The 16,701-nt window shown below is 62.4% G+C and carries 19 protein-coding genes; 14 read left to right on the top strand and 5 right to left on the bottom strand.

Annotated features, from left to right (window positions below; translation table 11 throughout):
* The first annotated feature begins 445 nt into the window (after positions 1–445).
* From J4G43_RS21005 to J4G43_RS20980, 6 genes are all read left to right on the top strand, one after another.
* Positions 446–1,575, top strand: a protein-coding gene (locus tag J4G43_RS21005; protein ID WP_085967151.1) for an IS3-like element ISRj2 family transposase whose coding sequence is annotated in 2 segments (ribosomal slippage) — positions 446–698 and positions 698–1,575 — 1,131 coding nt in all. Because the reading frame shifts where the segments join, the coding sequence is not laid out codon by codon here.
* Between the two features lie 97 nt (positions 1,576–1,672).
* A complete protein-coding gene (locus tag J4G43_RS21000; protein WP_321576348.1) occupies positions 1,673–4,426 on the top strand; it encodes an ATP-binding protein in 2,754 nt (917 codons plus the stop codon).
* A gap of 275 nt (positions 4,427–4,701) precedes the next feature.
* On the top strand, positions 4,702–5,205 hold the full coding sequence (locus J4G43_RS20995; RefSeq protein WP_225004999.1) for a hypothetical protein: 504 nt from the start codon (positions 4,702–4,704) through the stop codon (positions 5,203–5,205).
* Complete coding sequence (locus J4G43_RS20990; RefSeq protein WP_249814856.1) at positions 5,195–6,475, top strand: di-heme-cytochrome C peroxidase; 1,281 nt, start codon at positions 5,195–5,197, stop codon at positions 6,473–6,475. The genes J4G43_RS20995 and J4G43_RS20990 overlap by 11 nt, the downstream gene beginning before the upstream one ends.
* 114 nt (positions 6,476–6,589) lie before the next feature.
* A complete protein-coding gene (locus tag J4G43_RS20985) occupies positions 6,590–7,171 on the top strand; it encodes a peroxidase-related enzyme (RefSeq protein WP_208086144.1) in 582 nt (193 codons plus the stop codon).
* Positions 7,168–7,665 (top strand): MgtC/SapB family protein, encoded by a 498-nt coding sequence (locus tag J4G43_RS20980; protein WP_208086143.1) that lies wholly within the window; start codon positions 7,168–7,170, stop codon positions 7,663–7,665. The genes J4G43_RS20985 and J4G43_RS20980 overlap by 4 nt, the downstream gene beginning before the upstream one ends.
* A 32-nt stretch (positions 7,666–7,697) precedes the next feature.
* Here J4G43_RS20980 and J4G43_RS20975 read toward each other — a convergent pair whose 3' ends face one another.
* Both J4G43_RS20975 and J4G43_RS20970 read right to left on the bottom strand, forming a co-directional pair.
* Positions 7,698–7,865, bottom strand: a complete 168-nt coding sequence (locus J4G43_RS20975; protein ID WP_166094532.1) for a hypothetical protein — start codon at positions 7,863–7,865, stop codon at positions 7,698–7,700.
* A gap of 139 nt (positions 7,866–8,004) precedes the next feature.
* Positions 8,005–8,805 (bottom strand): Crp/Fnr family transcriptional regulator, encoded by an 801-nt coding sequence (locus tag J4G43_RS20970; protein WP_321576339.1) that lies wholly within the window; start codon positions 8,803–8,805, stop codon positions 8,005–8,007.
* Positions 8,806–8,898: 93 nt separating this feature from the next.
* Here J4G43_RS20970 and J4G43_RS20965 point away from each other — a divergent pair, with 93 nt between their 5' ends.
* Positions 8,899–9,102, top strand: a complete 204-nt coding sequence (locus J4G43_RS20965) for a hypothetical protein (RefSeq protein ID WP_063983963.1) — start codon at positions 8,899–8,901, stop codon at positions 9,100–9,102.
* A 43-nt stretch (positions 9,103–9,145) separates the two neighbouring features.
* Here J4G43_RS20965 and J4G43_RS20960 read toward each other — a convergent pair whose 3' ends face one another.
* Positions 9,146–9,289 (bottom strand): hypothetical protein, encoded by a 144-nt coding sequence (locus tag J4G43_RS20960; protein WP_166094525.1) that lies wholly within the window; start codon positions 9,287–9,289, stop codon positions 9,146–9,148.
* Positions 9,290–9,565: 276 nt separating this feature from the next.
* Here J4G43_RS20960 and J4G43_RS20955 point away from each other — a divergent pair, with 276 nt between their 5' ends.
* Complete coding sequence (locus J4G43_RS20955) at positions 9,566–9,721, top strand: hypothetical protein (RefSeq protein WP_166352319.1); 156 nt, start codon at positions 9,566–9,568, stop codon at positions 9,719–9,721.
* 15 nt (positions 9,722–9,736) lie between these two features.
* On the opposite strand, the gene J4G43_RS20950 is transcribed toward J4G43_RS20955, so the two are convergent.
* Positions 9,737–10,366, bottom strand: coding sequence for a ParB-like protein (locus tag J4G43_RS20950; protein ID WP_063983964.1), 630 nt, complete (start codon positions 10,364–10,366; stop codon positions 9,737–9,739).
* A 337-nt stretch (positions 10,367–10,703) separates the two neighbouring features.
* Between J4G43_RS20950 and J4G43_RS20945 the strand changes: the two genes are divergently transcribed.
* From J4G43_RS20945 to J4G43_RS20920, 6 genes are all read left to right on the top strand, one after another.
* On the top strand, positions 10,704–11,045 hold the full coding sequence (locus J4G43_RS20945; protein WP_208086142.1) for a hypothetical protein: 342 nt from the start codon (positions 10,704–10,706) through the stop codon (positions 11,043–11,045).
* A 210-nt stretch (positions 11,046–11,255) separates the two neighbouring features.
* Complete coding sequence (locus J4G43_RS20940; protein WP_007592476.1) at positions 11,256–11,543, top strand: acyl carrier protein; 288 nt, start codon at positions 11,256–11,258, stop codon at positions 11,541–11,543.
* A 10-nt stretch (positions 11,544–11,553) separates the two neighbouring features.
* Positions 11,554–12,024 (top strand): 3-hydroxyacyl-ACP dehydratase FabZ family protein, encoded by a 471-nt coding sequence (locus J4G43_RS20935; protein ID WP_208086141.1) that lies wholly within the window; start codon positions 11,554–11,556, stop codon positions 12,022–12,024.
* A complete protein-coding gene (locus J4G43_RS20930; RefSeq protein ID WP_071915112.1) occupies positions 12,021–13,226 on the top strand; it encodes a beta-ketoacyl-ACP synthase in 1,206 nt (401 codons plus the stop codon). The genes J4G43_RS20935 and J4G43_RS20930 overlap by 4 nt, the downstream gene beginning before the upstream one ends.
* A 47-nt stretch (positions 13,227–13,273) precedes the next feature.
* Complete coding sequence (locus J4G43_RS20925; protein WP_208086140.1) at positions 13,274–14,551, top strand: beta-ketoacyl-ACP synthase; 1,278 nt, start codon at positions 13,274–13,276, stop codon at positions 14,549–14,551.
* Positions 14,552–14,559: 8 nt separating this feature from the next.
* Entirely contained in the window at positions 14,560–15,492 is a 933-nt protein-coding gene (locus tag J4G43_RS20920; protein WP_071915114.1) for a lipid A biosynthesis lauroyl acyltransferase, read from the top strand.
* 227 nt (positions 15,493–15,719) lie between these two features.
* Here the strand turns inward: J4G43_RS20920 and J4G43_RS20915 are convergent, their stop codons facing one another.
* Positions 15,720–16,526 (bottom strand): outer membrane protein, encoded by an 807-nt coding sequence (locus J4G43_RS20915; RefSeq protein ID WP_208086139.1) that lies wholly within the window; start codon positions 16,524–16,526, stop codon positions 15,720–15,722.
* Positions 16,527–16,701 lie beyond the last annotated feature (175 nt).

The following is a 16,701-nucleotide window of genomic DNA, read 5'->3' as shown; positions in this document are numbered from 1 at the left end:
GATCGCCTCTGGAATTTCCCGAACAGCGGACAGTCGTGAAAGACGGGGAATGCCCCCGGATATCGCGGCTCAAGGCCGCGTCTCGCGGATAGCCCAAGGCTTGCCCTTCGTGCTACCGTTGCCTTTTGGAGCCGGTTTGAGCACCCGGGGCGCGAGGATGTCCGTGGGCGGTGCCAATATTGCGGATCGTAACATCATAACGGTGCTCGCCGTCGACATGGTGGGTTCAACTCGCCACATCGCGGCTTGCGACCCCGATGAAGCTCAAGCGTTTTTGGACCAGTGGCTGGATCACATCCGCAGCTCCGTGGAGCGCCTCGGGGGACAGATTGTCCACTATGCGGGAGACGGTGGCATAGAGCTGGCCCCGCAAATTCGGACAGTAGCTTGAGTGGATTTTCTGCCTGACAGCGGCGAGGATTCTTGCTGCGAATCAGGAGCGAAGATGACGAAGAAGAGCCGCCGGACGCATTCTCCGGCATTCAAGGCGAAGGTTGCTTTGGCTGCGGTCAAAGGCGACAAGACACTGGCGGAGCTGGCGCAACTGTTTGATGTTCATCCGAACCAGATCACGATCTGGAAAAACCAGCTCCTGGAAGGCGCCGCCGGCGTGTTTGGGCATGACAAGACATCGGCCGAGACGCCGGTCGATTTGAAGGCGTTACATGCCAAGATCGGCGAGCTGGCGTTGGAAAACGATTTTTTGTCCGGCGCGCTCACCAAGGCGGGCCTGCTGAGCGCAAAGCGATGATCGACCGCGATCATGATCTTTCTATCGTGCGCCAGGCGAAGGTCCTGAAGCTGGCTCGCAGCACGGTCTACTATGAACCTCGGCCAGTTTCGGCCGAGGACCTTGCCTTGATGCGTCGGCTCGATGAGCTGCATCTCGATTATCCCTTCGCGGGAGCGCGTATGCTGCGATCGTTGCTGCGGCGGGAGGGCGTATACGCCGGTCGCCGCCACATCGCGACGCTGATGAAGCGCATGCGGATCGAGGCGGTCTATCGTCGCCCGAACACGAGCAAGCCGGCTCCGGGTCACAAGATCTACCCGTACCTGTTGCGCGGATTGAAGATCGAGCGGCCCGACCATGCGTGGGCAATGGACATCACCTACATTCCGATGCGGCGTGGCTTCGTCTATCTCGCGGCGGTCGTCGATGTGTTCAGCCGACGGGTCCTGGCCCATCGCGTCTCGATCACAATGGAGGCGGCCTTCTGCGTCGAAGCGGTCCAGGAGGCGTTGGCGAAGCACGGCAGGCCCGAGATTTTCAACACGGATCAGGGCAGCCAGTTCACCAGCCTCGAGTTCACCGATGTGCTGCTGGACGCGAAGATCGCCATCAGCATGGACGGCAAGGGCGCCTGGCGCGACAACGTGTTTGTCGAGCGGCTCTGGCGCACGGTCAAATACGAAGAAGTATATCTCCGCGCCTACGACAGCGTGTCCGAGGCGCGAGCGTCAATTGCCAAGTATCTGGCCTTCTACAATCAGGGACGCCCTCACTCGAGCCTTGACGGGCGCACGCCCGACGAGGCTTACTTCGGCACGCAAGCTATGGTGATGGCCGCATGACCGTCGCCGACGGTTTTGTCGTCGCTCTGGTCGGGCTACGCCCTCCCGACGCAACGACAAAACCGTAAAGCCCCGCGTTCAGCATAACCCGGCAGGAATCCACTTAAATCCAGCGGGGCGCTGTCCAAACAACCGGGGCCAGCTCTGCATTGCCATATTCGGCTGGCCAACCGCATATGAGGATCATGCGGATCGTGCGTGCATCGCAGCCTGGGACATTCAGAGCCATAGCCAGTCGACCGGCCCCAGGGGAGATCCAGTCAACTTTCGCGTCGGACTTCACTCCGGCCTGGTCGGCTTACGCATAGGCGGCAAAAATGCCATCGCCCGCTTCGACGTTGCCGGAGCGACCGTGCACGTTGCTGCCAAGCTGCAGCAGGAAGCAGCGGCAGGCGAGATCAGGGTTAGCGCCGAAACCGCAAAGCTGTGCCGATCCCCACTCGAACTTACGGCACACAAGACGACTTCGGGAATCGCCGATCGGGTCATCGAGGCCTACACGCTGAATGCCCGGCCGGACGATGTCGATCACAACGAAATCGCCAGCCGCTATCAAAATCCGATCGTGAATCGGGTCGACGAACTTGCGGCGCTTCGGGAGCTCCTCCCGCGCCCGGGCGCCAAAAGCTGCTCCGTCACGCTGCTTGGCGAACCAGGTATCGGTAAGAGCCGCCTTGCGACAGCCGTAATGACCGAGGCACTGACATCCGACGTGAGATGCTGCGTCTTTTATGGCGGCGTACAGAAACGTGCCACCGCGTTCGCCGCCGCCCGCACCTTGGTGGGCGACATGCTCGCTGCAAACAGCTCATCTTCGGATGAACATATTCGTGAGGCTCTCGCGGAACTGCACGTCGAGGCAGGCGATCGCAGAAAGCTCGAAGCCCTATTCATCGCTGGAAAAGCGTCCTCTCGTCAACGATTGACCGACAATACGCAAACGCAAATTGCACGTGCACTTGTCAATGCCTTCCTCGCATTGGCGCTTGATAGACCAACTCTCTTGCTGATCGAAGACCTCCAGTGGATCGATCCGGAAAGCCGCCATTTCCTGAAATTGCTCGCGCGCGCAAGTCCCCCGCAGCCGCTTTGCATATTGCCGACCGGACGTCCGGAATCATCAGACCAGTCAATGGAGATTGCGGACTCGCTCATTCATCTGCAACCGCTGTCGCGGGCCTGCATGGAGGCTTTGGGACGCCAATTGTGGCCGAAAACGCGATCCCCGACCGTGTTCGCGAGAGCAATCGATCGCGCCGACGGCGTCCCCTTCGTATTGGAAGAGTTCTTGCGTTCGGCGGACGCGACGAACGCAACGAGCGAACATTCGCTGCCTCAGAGCGTCGAGTCCGTGATTCATGCGCGGCTGCAACGACTTTCTCCGAAGTTGAAGGCATTCGTGCAGACGCTCAGCCTGCTGGGACAGGAGGTCGAAATCCAATTGGCTACGACGGTGCTCGGCGTGGACGTAGGCGAGCTGCTGACTGCGTTGTTCGAGCTTGCCCGATTTGCTTTTGTCCATCCGCTTGCGGGTAACTCCGTGCGTTTCCGGCATCAGATCATCGCCGAGGCCTGTGCAAACACGATACCGCGTGGCCGGCGCCTGGAAATCCACCAGGCCGCTGTCCAGGCGATCATTCGGCGTTACCCGAATCTGGATGGTCGTTACGAACAGTTGGCCTTTCATGCAGAGGAAGCCGGAGATGCTGATGCTGCACTTTGCTATCTCTGGGAGGCCGCCGTCGAAGCGCGCCGGAACGCCGCAGCCTCATCGCTCAGTTTGATATACGACCGGGCGCTCAAGCTCATCGAGCGTCTTGGGGAAGCCGCCGAGGAAAAATATGTCGACTTCGGTCGAATGAGCTTCGCTTCGATGCTGCAACTCGGCGAATTCAAAAAGGTAAATATGCATTTGCCACGAACGTTGGAGCTGGCGCGGCGCCAGGGCAGGATTGCTCACGTGTGCAGCGTCCAGTCGCAACTCGGGATGGTCTACTGGTTTGAGGGCCGGTATGAAGAAGGGCTGCAAATAACGAGCGAGGGATTGAGAACGGCTCGAGCGCTGAAATCGACCGCACTCATATTTTCAAATCAGACCATCATGGCAAATGTGTTGCACAGCATGGGCCACGTCCATCGCGCGATTGCGGCGATGGACGAACTGAATGAAATGCTCACAGGAGAACTCGAGACTGCCCGTCTCGGGACACCGGCCGGTCCAAAATGCACGGTTTTGGCATTCAGGAGCTGGTTCATGAATGCGACAGGTCAATATGCGGAGGCGCTCGGATTTGCATTGCGTGCATTGGAGATCGCAGTTCGTGAACAGGATACATATGGGCAAGTGCTCGCCCGCATTACGATGGGACGAAATCTCCTCATGCTCCATCGAAATGACCAGGCTGTGGAATGCTTGTCGATTGCAAGGGAGATCGGCGAACGTAACGGCTACGATGCCAGCAAGGCCAACCTGACCGGAGCAATGGCGACCGCTCTGGCACGAACAGGCCAGGCACATCAGGCCGTCGACCTGATAGACGCTTGTATGGAGAGCGGCACGCATCTGCGGACAGGCCAGATCGAGCTCTGCCTCCTCTATGCGGGTTACGCTGAGGCTCTCGTTCGGGACGGGAAATCCGAACGTGGCCTGAGCGCCTTGGATGACGCTCTTTCCATCGCCAGGACCATCAGGAATCCATGGCTGATTGTCGAATGTCTTGGCTTGAGGGCGCGACTGTTCGCCGAGGCGAATCCTGGCACCGCCCGCGTCGTTGAGGACCTCGCCGAGATGCACGCGATTTGCGATCAGTTTGGCATTGTTGCCTGGGACGGATCCCGGCTCGCGGTTTAGCAACGCCGCCCGTGTCGAGACACACCAGTTCACAGGAAACCCGTGTCGCGGGCTCGCCGCGCTCGACGGGCGTGGCATGCAATCCGGAACTTCGGCTCGGAGCAACGACCTTGACGGGATTTTGCCAGGAAGTACAATCTCGAGCATCCGGCGGCTATTTCTGACAGCTCTCGTCGCTACCGGGCGAGCTGCGTCTCGCCGAGCTGCGCATATCTCCACAGATTCTGATTTCGAGAAAACGGGTGGTTCATTTGTAGTTCATGGAGGGTCATGCGATGCGTCGTGTCGCTTTCCTCATTCGCTTTGCGCTGGTCGTCGCCGCGAGTTCGGGAATTGAGACCGCTCTCGGCGATCCAATATATGTCGACCAAGGCCCGAATTGGACAGCGGAAGACAGGGCTGACTACTACACGCGCGACCAAGGCTCCCGCTTAATCAACCTCACGTGGTTACGGGCATTGAAAGCGAAGGACGGACAACCGTTCCTCTCGGATGGTCTGACCCGATACGGCTTTCTCCCAAATCCGGACAATAAGGCCAACCTCCCCGTCGGCCTCCACACCACAGGTCCCGCAGAGTCCCCGATGATCGGGATAACATGCTCCGCGTGTCACACGCGGCAGGTTGAAGTGGAGGGCAAGACGTACCGCATCGATGGCGGTCCGGCCTTTATGGATTTCCAGGAGTTCCTGAGCGACCTGGACAGGAGACGCAACCGCCAGCAAGACGGCATTCGCTGCATTTGCTGCGGCCGTCTCCAAACCTGCGATACCTTCTGATGCCGATGTTGACGCACTACGTCAGAGGGTTGATGCATGGCACCTGCGCTTCCATGCATTCGTGGCCGGTACATTGCCGCCAGTTGGCTGGGGGCCTGGGCGGCTGGACGCCGTCGGGATCATCTTCAACCGCATATCCGGCACCGACGTTGGGCCGCCGCCTGATTTTTTGATCAAGGAAAACATGAGGATTGCCGACGCTCCGGTGCGGTATCCTTTCCTGTGGAATACACCGATGCAGAACCAAACCGACTGGGCCGGTTTTGTGTCGAATGGAAACCGCATTTTTGCACTTGCCCGGAACACCGGGCAGGCTCTGGCGTTCGCCAACTTCGAACCAAAAAAGCGTTCGCTCGGCTTATTCTTCGACTACGCCAACTCCATCAACTTCGATGGGCTGGAAAGACTCGAGAAACTGGTCTTGAAGATGGGTCCGCCAAAATGGCCACTGGAATGGCCTTTCGACAAGAAACTGGCTGACGAAGGTCAAAAACTCTACCAAAGACACTGCAGTGACGGGTGTCACGAGAAGAAGGAGATACACGCCCTGCGTGACTTGTTTGCTACGACGTGGGAGACGCCGCTCAAGAATGTCGGCACCGACACTCGTCAATTCGATGAGCTCGGCTGGAGAGTGAAGACCGGCGCGCTGAAGGGAGCAGGCACCCTGGGCGTCGCCAGGGATCTCGAGGAAGAGGACTACGCCGTCCACATGATGTTCAGCGCAGTCGCCGGTACGATTCTGAACTATAAGCTGTCTCTGGGGAGCGAGCTCGGTGCCGGTGACGGCTTTGGCTCCTCCTTGCCTCGCAACGGGCAAGTGGCACGCACCGCGTCCAAGTCTCCGCTGCCAGCGTCACCGGCTCCGGCACGGGCCTCCGCCGAACCGCCCAGCGCGCAACCATCGGGACCGCCGGAAAGCCTGACGATCGAGCCTTGGACGTTCTTCAAGCGCACCCTCAAAAGAGGCAAGTATGAAGCTCGCGTGCTGGAGGGAATTTGGGCCGCGGCGCCTTACTTGCACAACGGCTCGGTGCCGACATTGGCGGAATTGCTCGTACCGCCTGCGAAGCGTATGTCACAATTCAAAGTTGGCGCGAGATACGACATCCAAAATGTTGGTCTTGACGTCACACAAGAGGGGCCAAATCGTCCGGTCACCGATTGCAATGACCTCAATTCAGGAAACAGCCGATGCGGGCATGACTATGGCACGCGCTTGAGCGACGACGAAAAGAAGGCACTCCTCGAATATTTGAAGACTCTTTGAGAGCCTCGGCTCTCTCTGCACTAGCCAGGATGTAGTCCGCGCAAGCGCTTTGCGCGAAGGACTGCGATCGACTATGTTCCGCGTTTCCCCGAGAGCCCCATCCGGAACATCGTCATGTCCCCTCCTCCTTCACAACGCTTCCCCGCACCCGCCCTCGACACGCTCCCCGACGACATCCGCACGCGCCTGCTCGCCGTGCAGGAGAAGAGCGGCTTCGTGCCGAACGTGTTCCTGACGCTGGCCTACCGGCCCGACGAGTTCCGCGCGTTCTTCGCCTATCACGACGCGCTGATGGAGAAGGACAGCGGCCTCACCAAGGCCGAGCGCGAGATGATCGTGGTCGCGACCTCGGCGGCCAACCAGTGCCAGTATTGCGTGATCGCGCACGGCGCGATCCTGCGCATTCGCGCCAAGAACCCGCTGATCGCCGACCAGGTCGCTGTGAACTACCGCAAGGCCGACATCACGCCGCGGCAAAAGGCGATGCTCGATTTCGCGATGAAGGTCTCGGCCGACGCGCAGCGCGTCTCCGAGGAGGACTTCGCGGCGCTTGCACCGCACGGCTTCAGCGACGACGACATCTGGGACATCGCCGCAATCTCCGCCTTCTTCGCGCTGTCCAATCGGCTGGCAAACTTCACCGGCATGAGGCCGAACGAGGAGTTTTACCTGATGGGGCGCTTGCCGAAAAAATGACGGAGCTCGACTGGTCCGAAATCCTTGCTCGTCTCGGTGCCGCGACCGTCGCCGCCGGCGCGATCGGCCTCGACCGCGACCTGCACGGCAAGCCGATCGGGCTGAAGACGCTCGGCATCGTCGGGCTCTCCACGGCGACCGTGGTTCTGCTCGCCCTGCAGCTCGCCGAACCAACTAGGGTCGCCGATGCCACCAGCCGCGTCATCCAGGGCATCCTCACCGGCATCGGCTTTCTCGGTGCCGGCGTCATCGTACATCAAAGCATGGGATTTCGCGTCCGCGGACTGACCAGCGCCGCCTGCACCTTTCTCGCGGCCTGCATCGGCATCGTCTGCGGCGCCGGACAGTGGAAGATCGTCGCCGTCGCGCTGGCGCTCGCCTTCGTGCTGCTGACGGTGGGCCGCCACATCGAGCGACGGTTGCACCGCGTGCTCGGCGGGAAGGAGGATGCGCACACCGCGGAGACGTCTCCGGACGCGCCGCCGCGGACCTAGCCGGCTGCGCCAGCACGCGGCTCTCACATCCGTCATGTTTTCCGTCGCTGGCTCCAGAAGCTTCCGACGCCGACGATGGCGGTGACGAGCAGAACGGCAACGAAGGTCTGGATGATCGTGAAATTCAGGGCATCGCGCGCGACGAACAGCGCGGTGATGGCACCGGCAACGATGAAGAGAATGCGAAAGATTGCGCTCACGGTGATGCCTCCAGGTCAGCATGTCTCGGAACCACCTGCGCCCTCGACATTCAGGCAACACCGGTTCGGCAATCATGCCGACGGACCATAGCGCCCTGCACCGATACGAATTTGCGGTAGGTCAAGTCGCCTGCGCGCCTCAAAGCGTTGGCGACTGATGCAGGTAACGGCCGTCGAAATCGGCAAGGTCCAGAAATTTCCGCTCGTCCAGCACCGTGACGCGGCCGCGGTGCAGCTCGACGATGCCCTCCTGCCGCAACTGCTTGATCACGCGGTTGGCGTGCACCCCGGTGATTCCCAGGGCTTCGCCGATCTGCTCCTGGGTCAGCGGCATCTCGAAGCTGTTGCCGTCAAGATGCCCGATGACCCGGAGGCGTTCGCGCAGCTCGATCATGACATGGGCAAGCCTTGCGGGCGCGGGACGCTGGCCGACGTTGACGATCCATTCGCGAAACATCGCGGCGTCGATCAGCGTGTCTCGCCAAAACAGCTCGGCAACGCTTGGACTGCGCTGGTGCAATTTTCGCAGCGTTTCGTGACTGATGAAGCCGAGCGTGCACGGCGTCAGCGTCGACAGGTCGTGATCCATCACGTGCAGAAACAGGCTCATCAGGTCGGGGATCTCGCCGGGGATGTGGATAGAGAGGATCTGACGCTTGCCGCTTGCTATCGTCTTGGAACGCGCACAGAAGCCATCTGCGATCAGGCAGCAATCGGTTGCGCGCTCGCCGTCGCGCACCACGGGCGCCTCCGCCGAATATTGACAAACCGCAATCGGGAGCGCCTCGATCTCCTTCACGTCGTCGTCCGAGATGCCGGAAGATGTACGCAAACGCCTGACAAGCGCAGCACGGATCGTATCGCTGGGCACGCGAGCTAGCTCCGGTTGGTATGAGATGGGACCTGTATTGCAATCCCTGGCGCCGAAGCGCCGCTGCAATGAAAAACCCGCGATCCACGCCCCCGGTTCCAACAAAAGTTAAGGACGCCACTCGCCTCCCCATGGTTGGCTTTGCGCCGGAAAGGTGCAGCCATGACCAAGAAGCGCAACCGCACGCGACCGGCCCTGTCACTCCAGGAGCGCCTGAACAGGTTCACGCAGGACGCCCGCGCCGCGGCCAAGAAGCTGCCCGCCGGCACCGAACGCCACACACTGTTGCAGAAGGCGCGCAACGGCGAGGCGGCCGCCGAGATCGAACGCCTTCTGTCCTCACCCGGCCCGCAGCACCAGAAGTGATCGTCCCACCGTTGCGTAGCGGCGACTGCGAGGCGCTACACCGCTAGCGCTGCGCCATCAACTCGAGCGCCGGAGCAAAGCGCTCGGAGAATGTCAGCGTCTTGGCGTGGCGAACTGCGGCAAACGACGCCGAGATTCCTGCTGTGGCGACTGCGAGCAAGGCGATTACGAAAACCAGACGGCGCATTTCGGCCTCCTGTGTGAGCTCGACTACCCCACAGAGATGGGGTGGCTCTGTTTCAGGACGGTTTCATCCTTGCGGAAAATGACTTCGCTCAAGCGGCTGTGATGAGATACGGCTTCTCGGGCCGCCGCGCCGTAACCAACTAATAATCATCGTCGTTGTCTTGCGACGGTCGCGAGCGGTACCGGGAATTTCACGCCAGCGGCCACGATCATGAATCGCAAGACTGCCGCGATAAGCAGTATTCGCAGAAATGCGGAGTCATCGAGGATTGCTCAAATGAACGTCGTCATCCGGAAGCTCAATGGTCTATGGCACCTCGTCGTCGGCTCGTGCCAGATCCGAACGCCCTTCCTGGCAACCCAGGACCGCGCGTTGGTCGTGAGCTACGCCCGGCGCGTCTACCCCGGCGCCAAGATCTTCCAGCGCGACTGATGCGAGCGGTTGCGCCTAATCGTCATCCGCCGGCCCGCACCAGCCGGGCAGATAGATAGCGTCCTTGCTCTTTGCCGCGGACAGGGCCTTCTCGAGCGCCTTGTCGAAATTGGCATCGACTGCCTTGCGCGTCAGTTTCCGGCGCAGAAAGTCGGCCCACAGGAATTCCGAGAACGGCGTGGTATCCTTCGCGAAGCCGCCCATGCGGCGGAGCTCGCCGGCAAGGCTGCGGAACGGATCATCCTTGAGATCGACGACCGATTTCGGCAGATCGCGGAACGGCCGCCGCTCACCCTTGGAATCGTAAGGATAGACCCAGCGCTTGTTGTCCATCACGCCCCAGAAAGCCTCGCGCTCGACCATTCTGAGATCGCCGACCACGGTCACCAGCACTTCCTTGACGCCCTCGTCGTGCAATGCGCGGCCGAGATGATGATGATCGATCACGTAGTAGCGCTGGTCCGGTCCGTAGACGACGGGGATCATGTGATTGCCGAGCAGGTCGGCCTGCTTCTTCTTGCCGTGCTCGCGCCAGCGCTTGCGCTTCTCCTTGACCTCGCGCATGCCGACCGTCATCTGCGTCGGCCGGAGCGACAGGATCGGCACCGGATGCACTCTCGGTTCGCGCGCGTTGGTGGTGGTCATGATGAAGGCCCCTCACATGGTTGCAACCGGTGGTCCGGTTCCCTTGATTATGCCATGGGCCCCGCGGTGGCAAAATGCGTTCGATCTGGCCGCGGAGATCACAAGCAGATGTTCACGAGAGCCGGCGATGCATGCTTCGGGTTGTTGCTGCAACGCAACCTCCGCTTCCTGTCACCGACCTGACAGCCGGCGCCGCGTTCGCTCGCGAGCCGTTCCGGAAAGATGCCATGCAAGATAGTGCGAAAGCGCAATGCACGTGCGCATTGAGAAGATTTTCTGCAAGGCATTCACGACGTATGCTATCTAAAAACCGCTGCTTCGGAGTGATCCCCTCACCATGAAAACACAGCGGCCCATCAGCTCGGATGACGAGCACCGGGTGCTCCAGTTCAGGCCGCGCAACGCGTCTCCCCCGCCGGTCCAACGGGGCAGCGGTACCGTGCAGCCGCTGCGCGTCGCGCCCGAGTCGCTCGACCTGTCGCGCTACGAGAAGCCCCGCCCGGAACCGGACAATTTCCGCCACCGCATGCTCGCCAATATTGCGGCGCTCGCCTTCACCATCGCGCTGACCGCAATCGGGATCTGGCTCGCGGTGAGCATTGCCGACCTGCGCCGTACCCAGGACTGCGTGCTGATGGGCCGCCGCGACTGCGCCAAGATCACGACGCCCCATATCTAGGCTCGTCCCCCGGCCGAAGGGGCCGCCGACGGCATCCCCAGCCCTGTCGCCGGGGCCGCCCGGCTCCATTGAACTCAGGGCGGCGCTCCGATATACGGGCTTTCGACCCGGCCAGAGGGGGGGGTGAGGGCGTCATCGGGGCGCGATGCCCACCCACCGTTCCACTCTGGAACCTCAGACAAATATCAGCAATATATCAAAGGCTTAGTGATGTCCTCCACATTCGATCAGGTCGCTACGATCATCGCTGAAACCTGCGACATCCCGCGCGACACGATCACGCCGGATAGCCACGCCATCGATGACCTCGGCATCGACAGCCTCGATTTCCTGGACATCGCGTTCGCGATCGACAAGCAGTTCGGCATCAAGCTGCCGCTGGAAAAGTGGACCCAGGAGGTCAACGACGGCAAGGCGACCACCGAGCAGTATTTCGTGCTGAAAAATCTGTGCGCCCGCATCGACGAACTGGTTGCGGCCAAGGGCGCGAGCGCCTAAGCGCGCGGTCATGCAACTCGAATACTTCCACATGATCGATCGCGTCGTCGACCTCAACGTCGACGCGAAGACGATTGTCGTCGAAGCCCTGGTCCCCAAGGAGAGCACGATCTTCGAGGGGCACTTCCCGGGCTATCCCCTGATGCCCGGCGTGCTCCTGATCGAATCGATGGCCCAGGCCTCGGGCTGGCTTCAGCTCGGCATGCTCAAGTTCGAGCGCATGCCGATCCTGGCCGCCGTCAAGGAGGCCAAGGTCCGCGGCTCGGTCTTCCCCGGCGATCTCATGACCATCGAGGCGACCCTGTCGCATCAGGGCTCGGGCTATGCGGTGACCGAGGCCAAGATCAAGGTCGGCGGTAAGCTGCGCGCGAATTCGACGCTCACCTTCACGCAGATCCCCTTCCCCAATGCGGATATGCGCGGCTTCATGGACGCGGTCGCCAAACGCGTCGGCTTCCCGCAACAGGCCGGATCGCCATGACTGACACTGCTTTGAAGCCCGGCCAGACGGAAGTCTGGATCACCGGCATTGGCCTCGCCACCTCGCTCGGCGAAGGCCTGGACGCCAACTGGGCCGCGCTTCAGGACAAGCGCATCAATGTCGACGAGAAGGGCTTTGCGCCCTGCATCGTGCATCCCCTGATGCCTGTGACCTTCGACAGCCAGATCCCGAAGAAGGGCGACCAGCGCCAGATGGAAGCCTGGCAGCGCATCGGCACCTATGCCGCGGGCCTTGCGCTCGATTCCGCCGGGATCAAGGGCAACAAGGACATCCTGTCGAAGATCGACATGGTGGTGGCCGCCGGCGGCGGCGAGCGCGACCTCAATGTCGACTCCGGCGTGCTCACGGCCGAGGTCAAGGGCGCCAATGCGCCCGGCTTCCTCAACGAACGGCTGATGAGCGATCTCAGGCCGACGCTGTTCCTGGCCCAGCTCTCGAACCTGCTCGCCGGCAACATCGCCATCGTGCACGGTCTCGGCGGCACCTCGCGCACTTTCATGGGCGAAGAGGTCGCGGGTGCCGATGCGGCGCGCATTGCGCTCGCGCGCATCGCCTCGGGCGAGAGCGACATCGCGCTGATCGGCGGCTCCCACAATGGCGAGCGCAAAGACCTGATGGTCCTCTACGAATTCGGCGACTTCAACCTGAAAGACAAGTTTGCTCCGGTGTGGGCGCGCAAGGATCACCCCGGTTTCGCGTTGGGATCTGCCGGCGCGTTCCTGGTGCTGGAATCGAAGGCGCACGCGGAAGCGCGCGGCGCAAAGCCGTTCGCAAAGCTGTCGAGCGTCGTTGCCGACCTCGCCCGGCGCAAGCAACCCGGCGACACGGCCGCGACGCTGGAGAAGCTTTGGGAAAAGCTGCCCAGGCGCGAGGGCAAGGGCGCGATCATATCGGGCGCGACCGGCGCGGAGCCCGCGACGTCAGAGGAGCGCGGCTTCCTGAAGGGCCATGCTGACTTCCCGGTGCGTTCGACCGGCACGATGTTCGGCCACGCCATGGAAACGCAATTCCCGCTTGGCATCGCGCTCGCGGCGCTGTCGATCTCGCGCGGTGCGCTGTTCCCGCCGAACGATTCCACCGGGACCGAGATTGAAATGCAGGGCGCGCCCACCCAGATTGTGGTGGTGGGGGCCGGACACTGGCGCGGCGAGGGCATGGCTCTGGTCGAGGCCGTAAGCTGAAGCGCGTCGCGCTTTGGCGGATGCTCTAGCTCAATCGGGGGATCGACATGACTGCACCACGCGACAAACTCGGGCGTCCCGTCGTCGTCGTCACCGGCATGGGCATCATGACCTCGCTCGGCAACGGCAAGGCCGACAATTGGGCGAAGCTCGTGGCCGGCGAATCCGGCATCCGCACCATCACGCGCTTTCCGGTCGACGGCCTGAGGACGACGATGGCCGGCACGGTCGATTTCGTCAGCGTCGATCCGTTCTCCTCCACCGGCCTGTCCGAGCGGATGGCTGAGCTCGTCACGCAGGAGGCGCTCGCGCAGGCCGGCATCGGCGCCAAGGCCGATTTCCCCGGTCCGCTCTTCCTTGCGGTTGCACCGGTCGAAGTCGAGTGGCCGCAGCGCCGTGAGCTCGGCCGTGCCGTCGGCGCGCAGGATATCACCTATGACGATCTGCTGCGCATCTCCGGCGGCGGCAAGTACAGCGCCTATCACCACCGCTTCATGTTCGGCTCGGTGGCCGCATATCTCGCCGAGACCTTTGGCACCAAGGGCTCGCCGATCTCGCTGTCGACGGCCTGCGCCTCCGGCGCGACCTCGATCCAGCTCGGCGTCGAGGCGATCCGCCGCGGCGAGACCGATGCCGCGCTGTGCGTGGCAACCGACGGCACCGTAAACCCCGAAGCTCTCGTGCGTTTCTCGCTGCTCTCGGCGCTGTCGACCCAGAACGATCCGCCGCAGGCGGCCTCCCGCCCCTTCTCCAAGAACCGCGACGGTTTCGTCATGGCCGAGGGCGCCGGCGCCCTCGTGCTGGAAAGCTACGAAGCAGCGACCGCGCGCGGCGCAAAAATCCTGGGCGTGATCGCCGGCTGCGGCGAGCTCACCGATTCCTTCCACCGCACCCGCTCTTCGCCCGATGGCAAGCCGATCATCGGCTGCATGAACAAGACGCTCGCCGATGCTGGCATGACGCCGGACCAGATCGACCACATCAACGCGCACGGCACCGCGACGCCCGAAAACGACAAGATGGAATTCAACACGACGTCGGCCGTGTTCGGCGAGCTCGCGCAGAAGATCCCGGTCACCTCCAACAAGTCGATGGTCGGACACACCATCTCCGCCGCCGGCGCGGTGGAAGCGATCTTCTCGCTGCTCACCCTCGAATATCAGCGCATTCCGCCGACGATCAACTACGACACTCCGGATCCCACGATCCTGTTCGACGTCGTCGGCAACAAGGCCCGCGACGCCCGCGTCACGGCTGTCATGTCGAACTCGTTCGGCTTCGGCGGCCAGAACGCCTCGCTGATCCTGACCCGCGAACCGGCCTGACCGGACGCATGGCGCTGTTACCTGCGAGCATCAAGGCCCGCGCGCGGGAGGCTGGCAAATCGCTCGGCGGAAGCCTGATCGGGGCCGCCACCGTCGGCATGCTGCGCACCACGCGCTATTTCGATCCGGCCAAGACCTCGGACTTCTTCTCCCGCGTGGTGAAGACAATCGGCCCGCGCCTGCGCGAGCACCGCATCGGCCGCGCCAATCTCACCGCGGCCTTTCCGGAGAAGTCGCCCGAAGAGATCGAAGAGATCCTGATGGGCGTCTGGGACAATCTCGGCCGCGTCGGCGCCGAATTCGCCCATATGGACCAGGTCTGGGATTACGACCGCGATCATCCGGAAAAGAGCCGGATCGAATTGCCCCAGCGCGGCATCGAGCTGTTCGACCAGATCCGCGACGACGGCAAGCCCGCGCTGATCTTCGCTGCGCATCTCGCCAACTGGGAATTGCCGGCGCTCGCCGCCGTCGCCCATGGGCTGGACACTGCGATCCTCTATCGCCGGCCGAACATCGCCTCTGCCGATCGCATCATCCAGGAGATGCGCCAGGTCAACATGGGCACGCTGATCCCCGCGGGGCGCGATGCGCCGCTGCGGCTCGCGCAGGCGCTGAAGGACGGCAAGCACGTCGCCATGCTGATCGACCAGTATCTGACCGGCGGCGTCGAGGTCACCTTCTTCGGCCGCAAGACCCGCGCCAACCCGATGCTGGCGCGCCTGCTGCGTCAGGTCGAATGCCCGATCCACGGCGTCCGCATCATCCGCCTGCCCGGCAACCGTTTCCGCGGCGAGCTGACCGAGGAGATCAAGCCGGTGCGCGGTGCCGACGGCAAGATCGACATCCAGGGCACGACGCAGGCGATCACAAGCGTGGTGGAAGGCTGGGTGCGCGAGCATCCCGAGCAGTGGCTTTGGCTGCACAGACGGTGGCGGTAGCGAGCCGCCAAACGGCTAACGCGGCTACCTATTCCTCATCCTGAGGAGCGCGGAACGCGCATCTCGAAGGATGCAGGCCCGGCCGGTGGCCTCGCCCTTCGAGACGCGCGCGAAGAGCGCGCTCCTCAGGGTGAGGGTCTGGCCTTCTCTCTGCCGAAAGACTTCGTCCCAAACAAAAAGGCCCCGGCGCATGACCGGGGCCTCTCGCATTCAAGCTCTCGAACCGTTCAGTACTTCGCGACCACCGGTCCACCGAACGTGTAGTTCACGCGCACCGTGCCGATGTCGATGTCCTGGCTGATGCGGTGGGTGCTTGGCGGCGCGGCGAAGGGGGCAATGGGGTTCGTGGTCACGTCCCGGCTGCCCATGAACAGATGATCGTATTCGACAGCGACAGACCAGCCCGGCGCGAAGCCGAACTCGATTCCCGCTCCCACGGTCCCTCCCCAACGCGTCTCGGAGCCGACGGCACCGGTCTGGCCGGCGACGACGGCGAAGAACGGCGCGAGAGCGGCCGCGCCGGCCGGCGTCACCGTGAGCGAGTATTTGTCGTGAACGACGGCCGCACCACCCTTGGCATAGAGCAGCACGTTGTTGAAGGCGTATCCGACCTGCCCCGTGAACAGGCCGAAGGCGTCGACCTTGGTGACGTCGTTGAGGAGAGAGGTGGTACCAAAGACGGCATACTGGCCCGCGTTGCTGCCCCTAAAATCGGCCCAGTTGCCCTGCGCCTCCAGGCCGAACACCCAGTTGGTCGCCTGCCAGCGATAGCCGATCTGTCCACCGACGGTGGCGCCTGTCGCGTTGTGGCACCCCTCGGGAACTGACGGCACGATCGGGAAGCCGGAATCGTTGAAGATGTCCCAGCAGGTGTGCGCAGAACCGCCGCCACCGTTGATACCGAGATAGAGACCGCCCCAATTGTAGACCGACGCCACGACAGGAGCCTTGGTGTAACGCGGGGCCATGTCAGCCGCCGACGCAGCGGTGACGAACAGCAACGAGCCGGCCGCAGCCAGAACAAATTTCTTCATCGGGGCAATTCCTATGAACGAATGTATTCCGGTTCCATACACCGGAACAGCGCCGGACGCTGTCACCCCACGGACACATCCGGATACCATCGCAACGACGTCAGGTTGTATGCGCAATCTGAGAAGACCGGCCGCGGATCGGCGCCGCGCGCGCTGTTTCAGGTCATTGCGTCCG

The sequence above is a fragment of the Bradyrhizobium barranii subsp. barranii genome, from assembly GCF_017565645.3.
In the GTDB taxonomy this organism is placed as follows: domain Bacteria; phylum Pseudomonadota; class Alphaproteobacteria; order Rhizobiales; family Xanthobacteraceae; genus Bradyrhizobium; species Bradyrhizobium barranii.
Note: the sequence above shows the minus strand (reverse complement) of the source record. Positions and strands in the feature narration are given on the sequence as shown.

Coding starts and splice junctions, on each gene's coding strand:
- J4G43_RS20995 (WP_225004999.1), top strand. CDS start 4,702: ATGCGTCGTGTCGCTTTCCTCATTCGCTTTGCGCTGGTCGTCGCCGCG.
- J4G43_RS20985 (WP_208086144.1), top strand. CDS start 6,590: ATGTCCCCTCCTCCTTCACAACGCTTCCCCGCACCCGCCCTCGACACG.
- J4G43_RS20980 (WP_208086143.1), top strand. CDS start 7,168: ATGACGGAGCTCGACTGGTCCGAAATCCTTGCTCGTCTCGGTGCCGCG.
- J4G43_RS20965 (WP_063983963.1), top strand. CDS start 8,899: ATGACCAAGAAGCGCAACCGCACGCGACCGGCCCTGTCACTCCAGGAG.
- J4G43_RS20960 (WP_166094525.1), bottom strand. CDS start 9,289: ATGCGCCGTCTGGTTTTCGTAATCGCCTTGCTCGCAGTCGCCACAGCA.
- J4G43_RS20955 (WP_166352319.1), top strand. CDS start 9,566: ATGAACGTCGTCATCCGGAAGCTCAATGGTCTATGGCACCTCGTCGTC.
- J4G43_RS20950 (WP_063983964.1), bottom strand. CDS start 10,366: ATGACCACCACCAACGCGCGCGAACCGAGAGTGCATCCGGTGCCGATC.
- J4G43_RS20945 (WP_208086142.1), top strand. CDS start 10,704: ATGAAAACACAGCGGCCCATCAGCTCGGATGACGAGCACCGGGTGCTC.
- J4G43_RS20940 (WP_007592476.1), top strand. CDS start 11,256: ATGTCCTCCACATTCGATCAGGTCGCTACGATCATCGCTGAAACCTGC.
- J4G43_RS20935 (WP_208086141.1), top strand. CDS start 11,554: ATGCAACTCGAATACTTCCACATGATCGATCGCGTCGTCGACCTCAAC.
- J4G43_RS20930 (WP_071915112.1), top strand. CDS start 12,021: ATGACTGACACTGCTTTGAAGCCCGGCCAGACGGAAGTCTGGATCACC.
- J4G43_RS20925 (WP_208086140.1), top strand. CDS start 13,274: ATGACTGCACCACGCGACAAACTCGGGCGTCCCGTCGTCGTCGTCACC.
- J4G43_RS20920 (WP_071915114.1), top strand. CDS start 14,560: ATGGCGCTGTTACCTGCGAGCATCAAGGCCCGCGCGCGGGAGGCTGGC.
- J4G43_RS20915 (WP_208086139.1), bottom strand. CDS start 16,526: ATGAAGAAATTTGTTCTGGCTGCGGCCGGCTCGTTGCTGTTCGTCACC.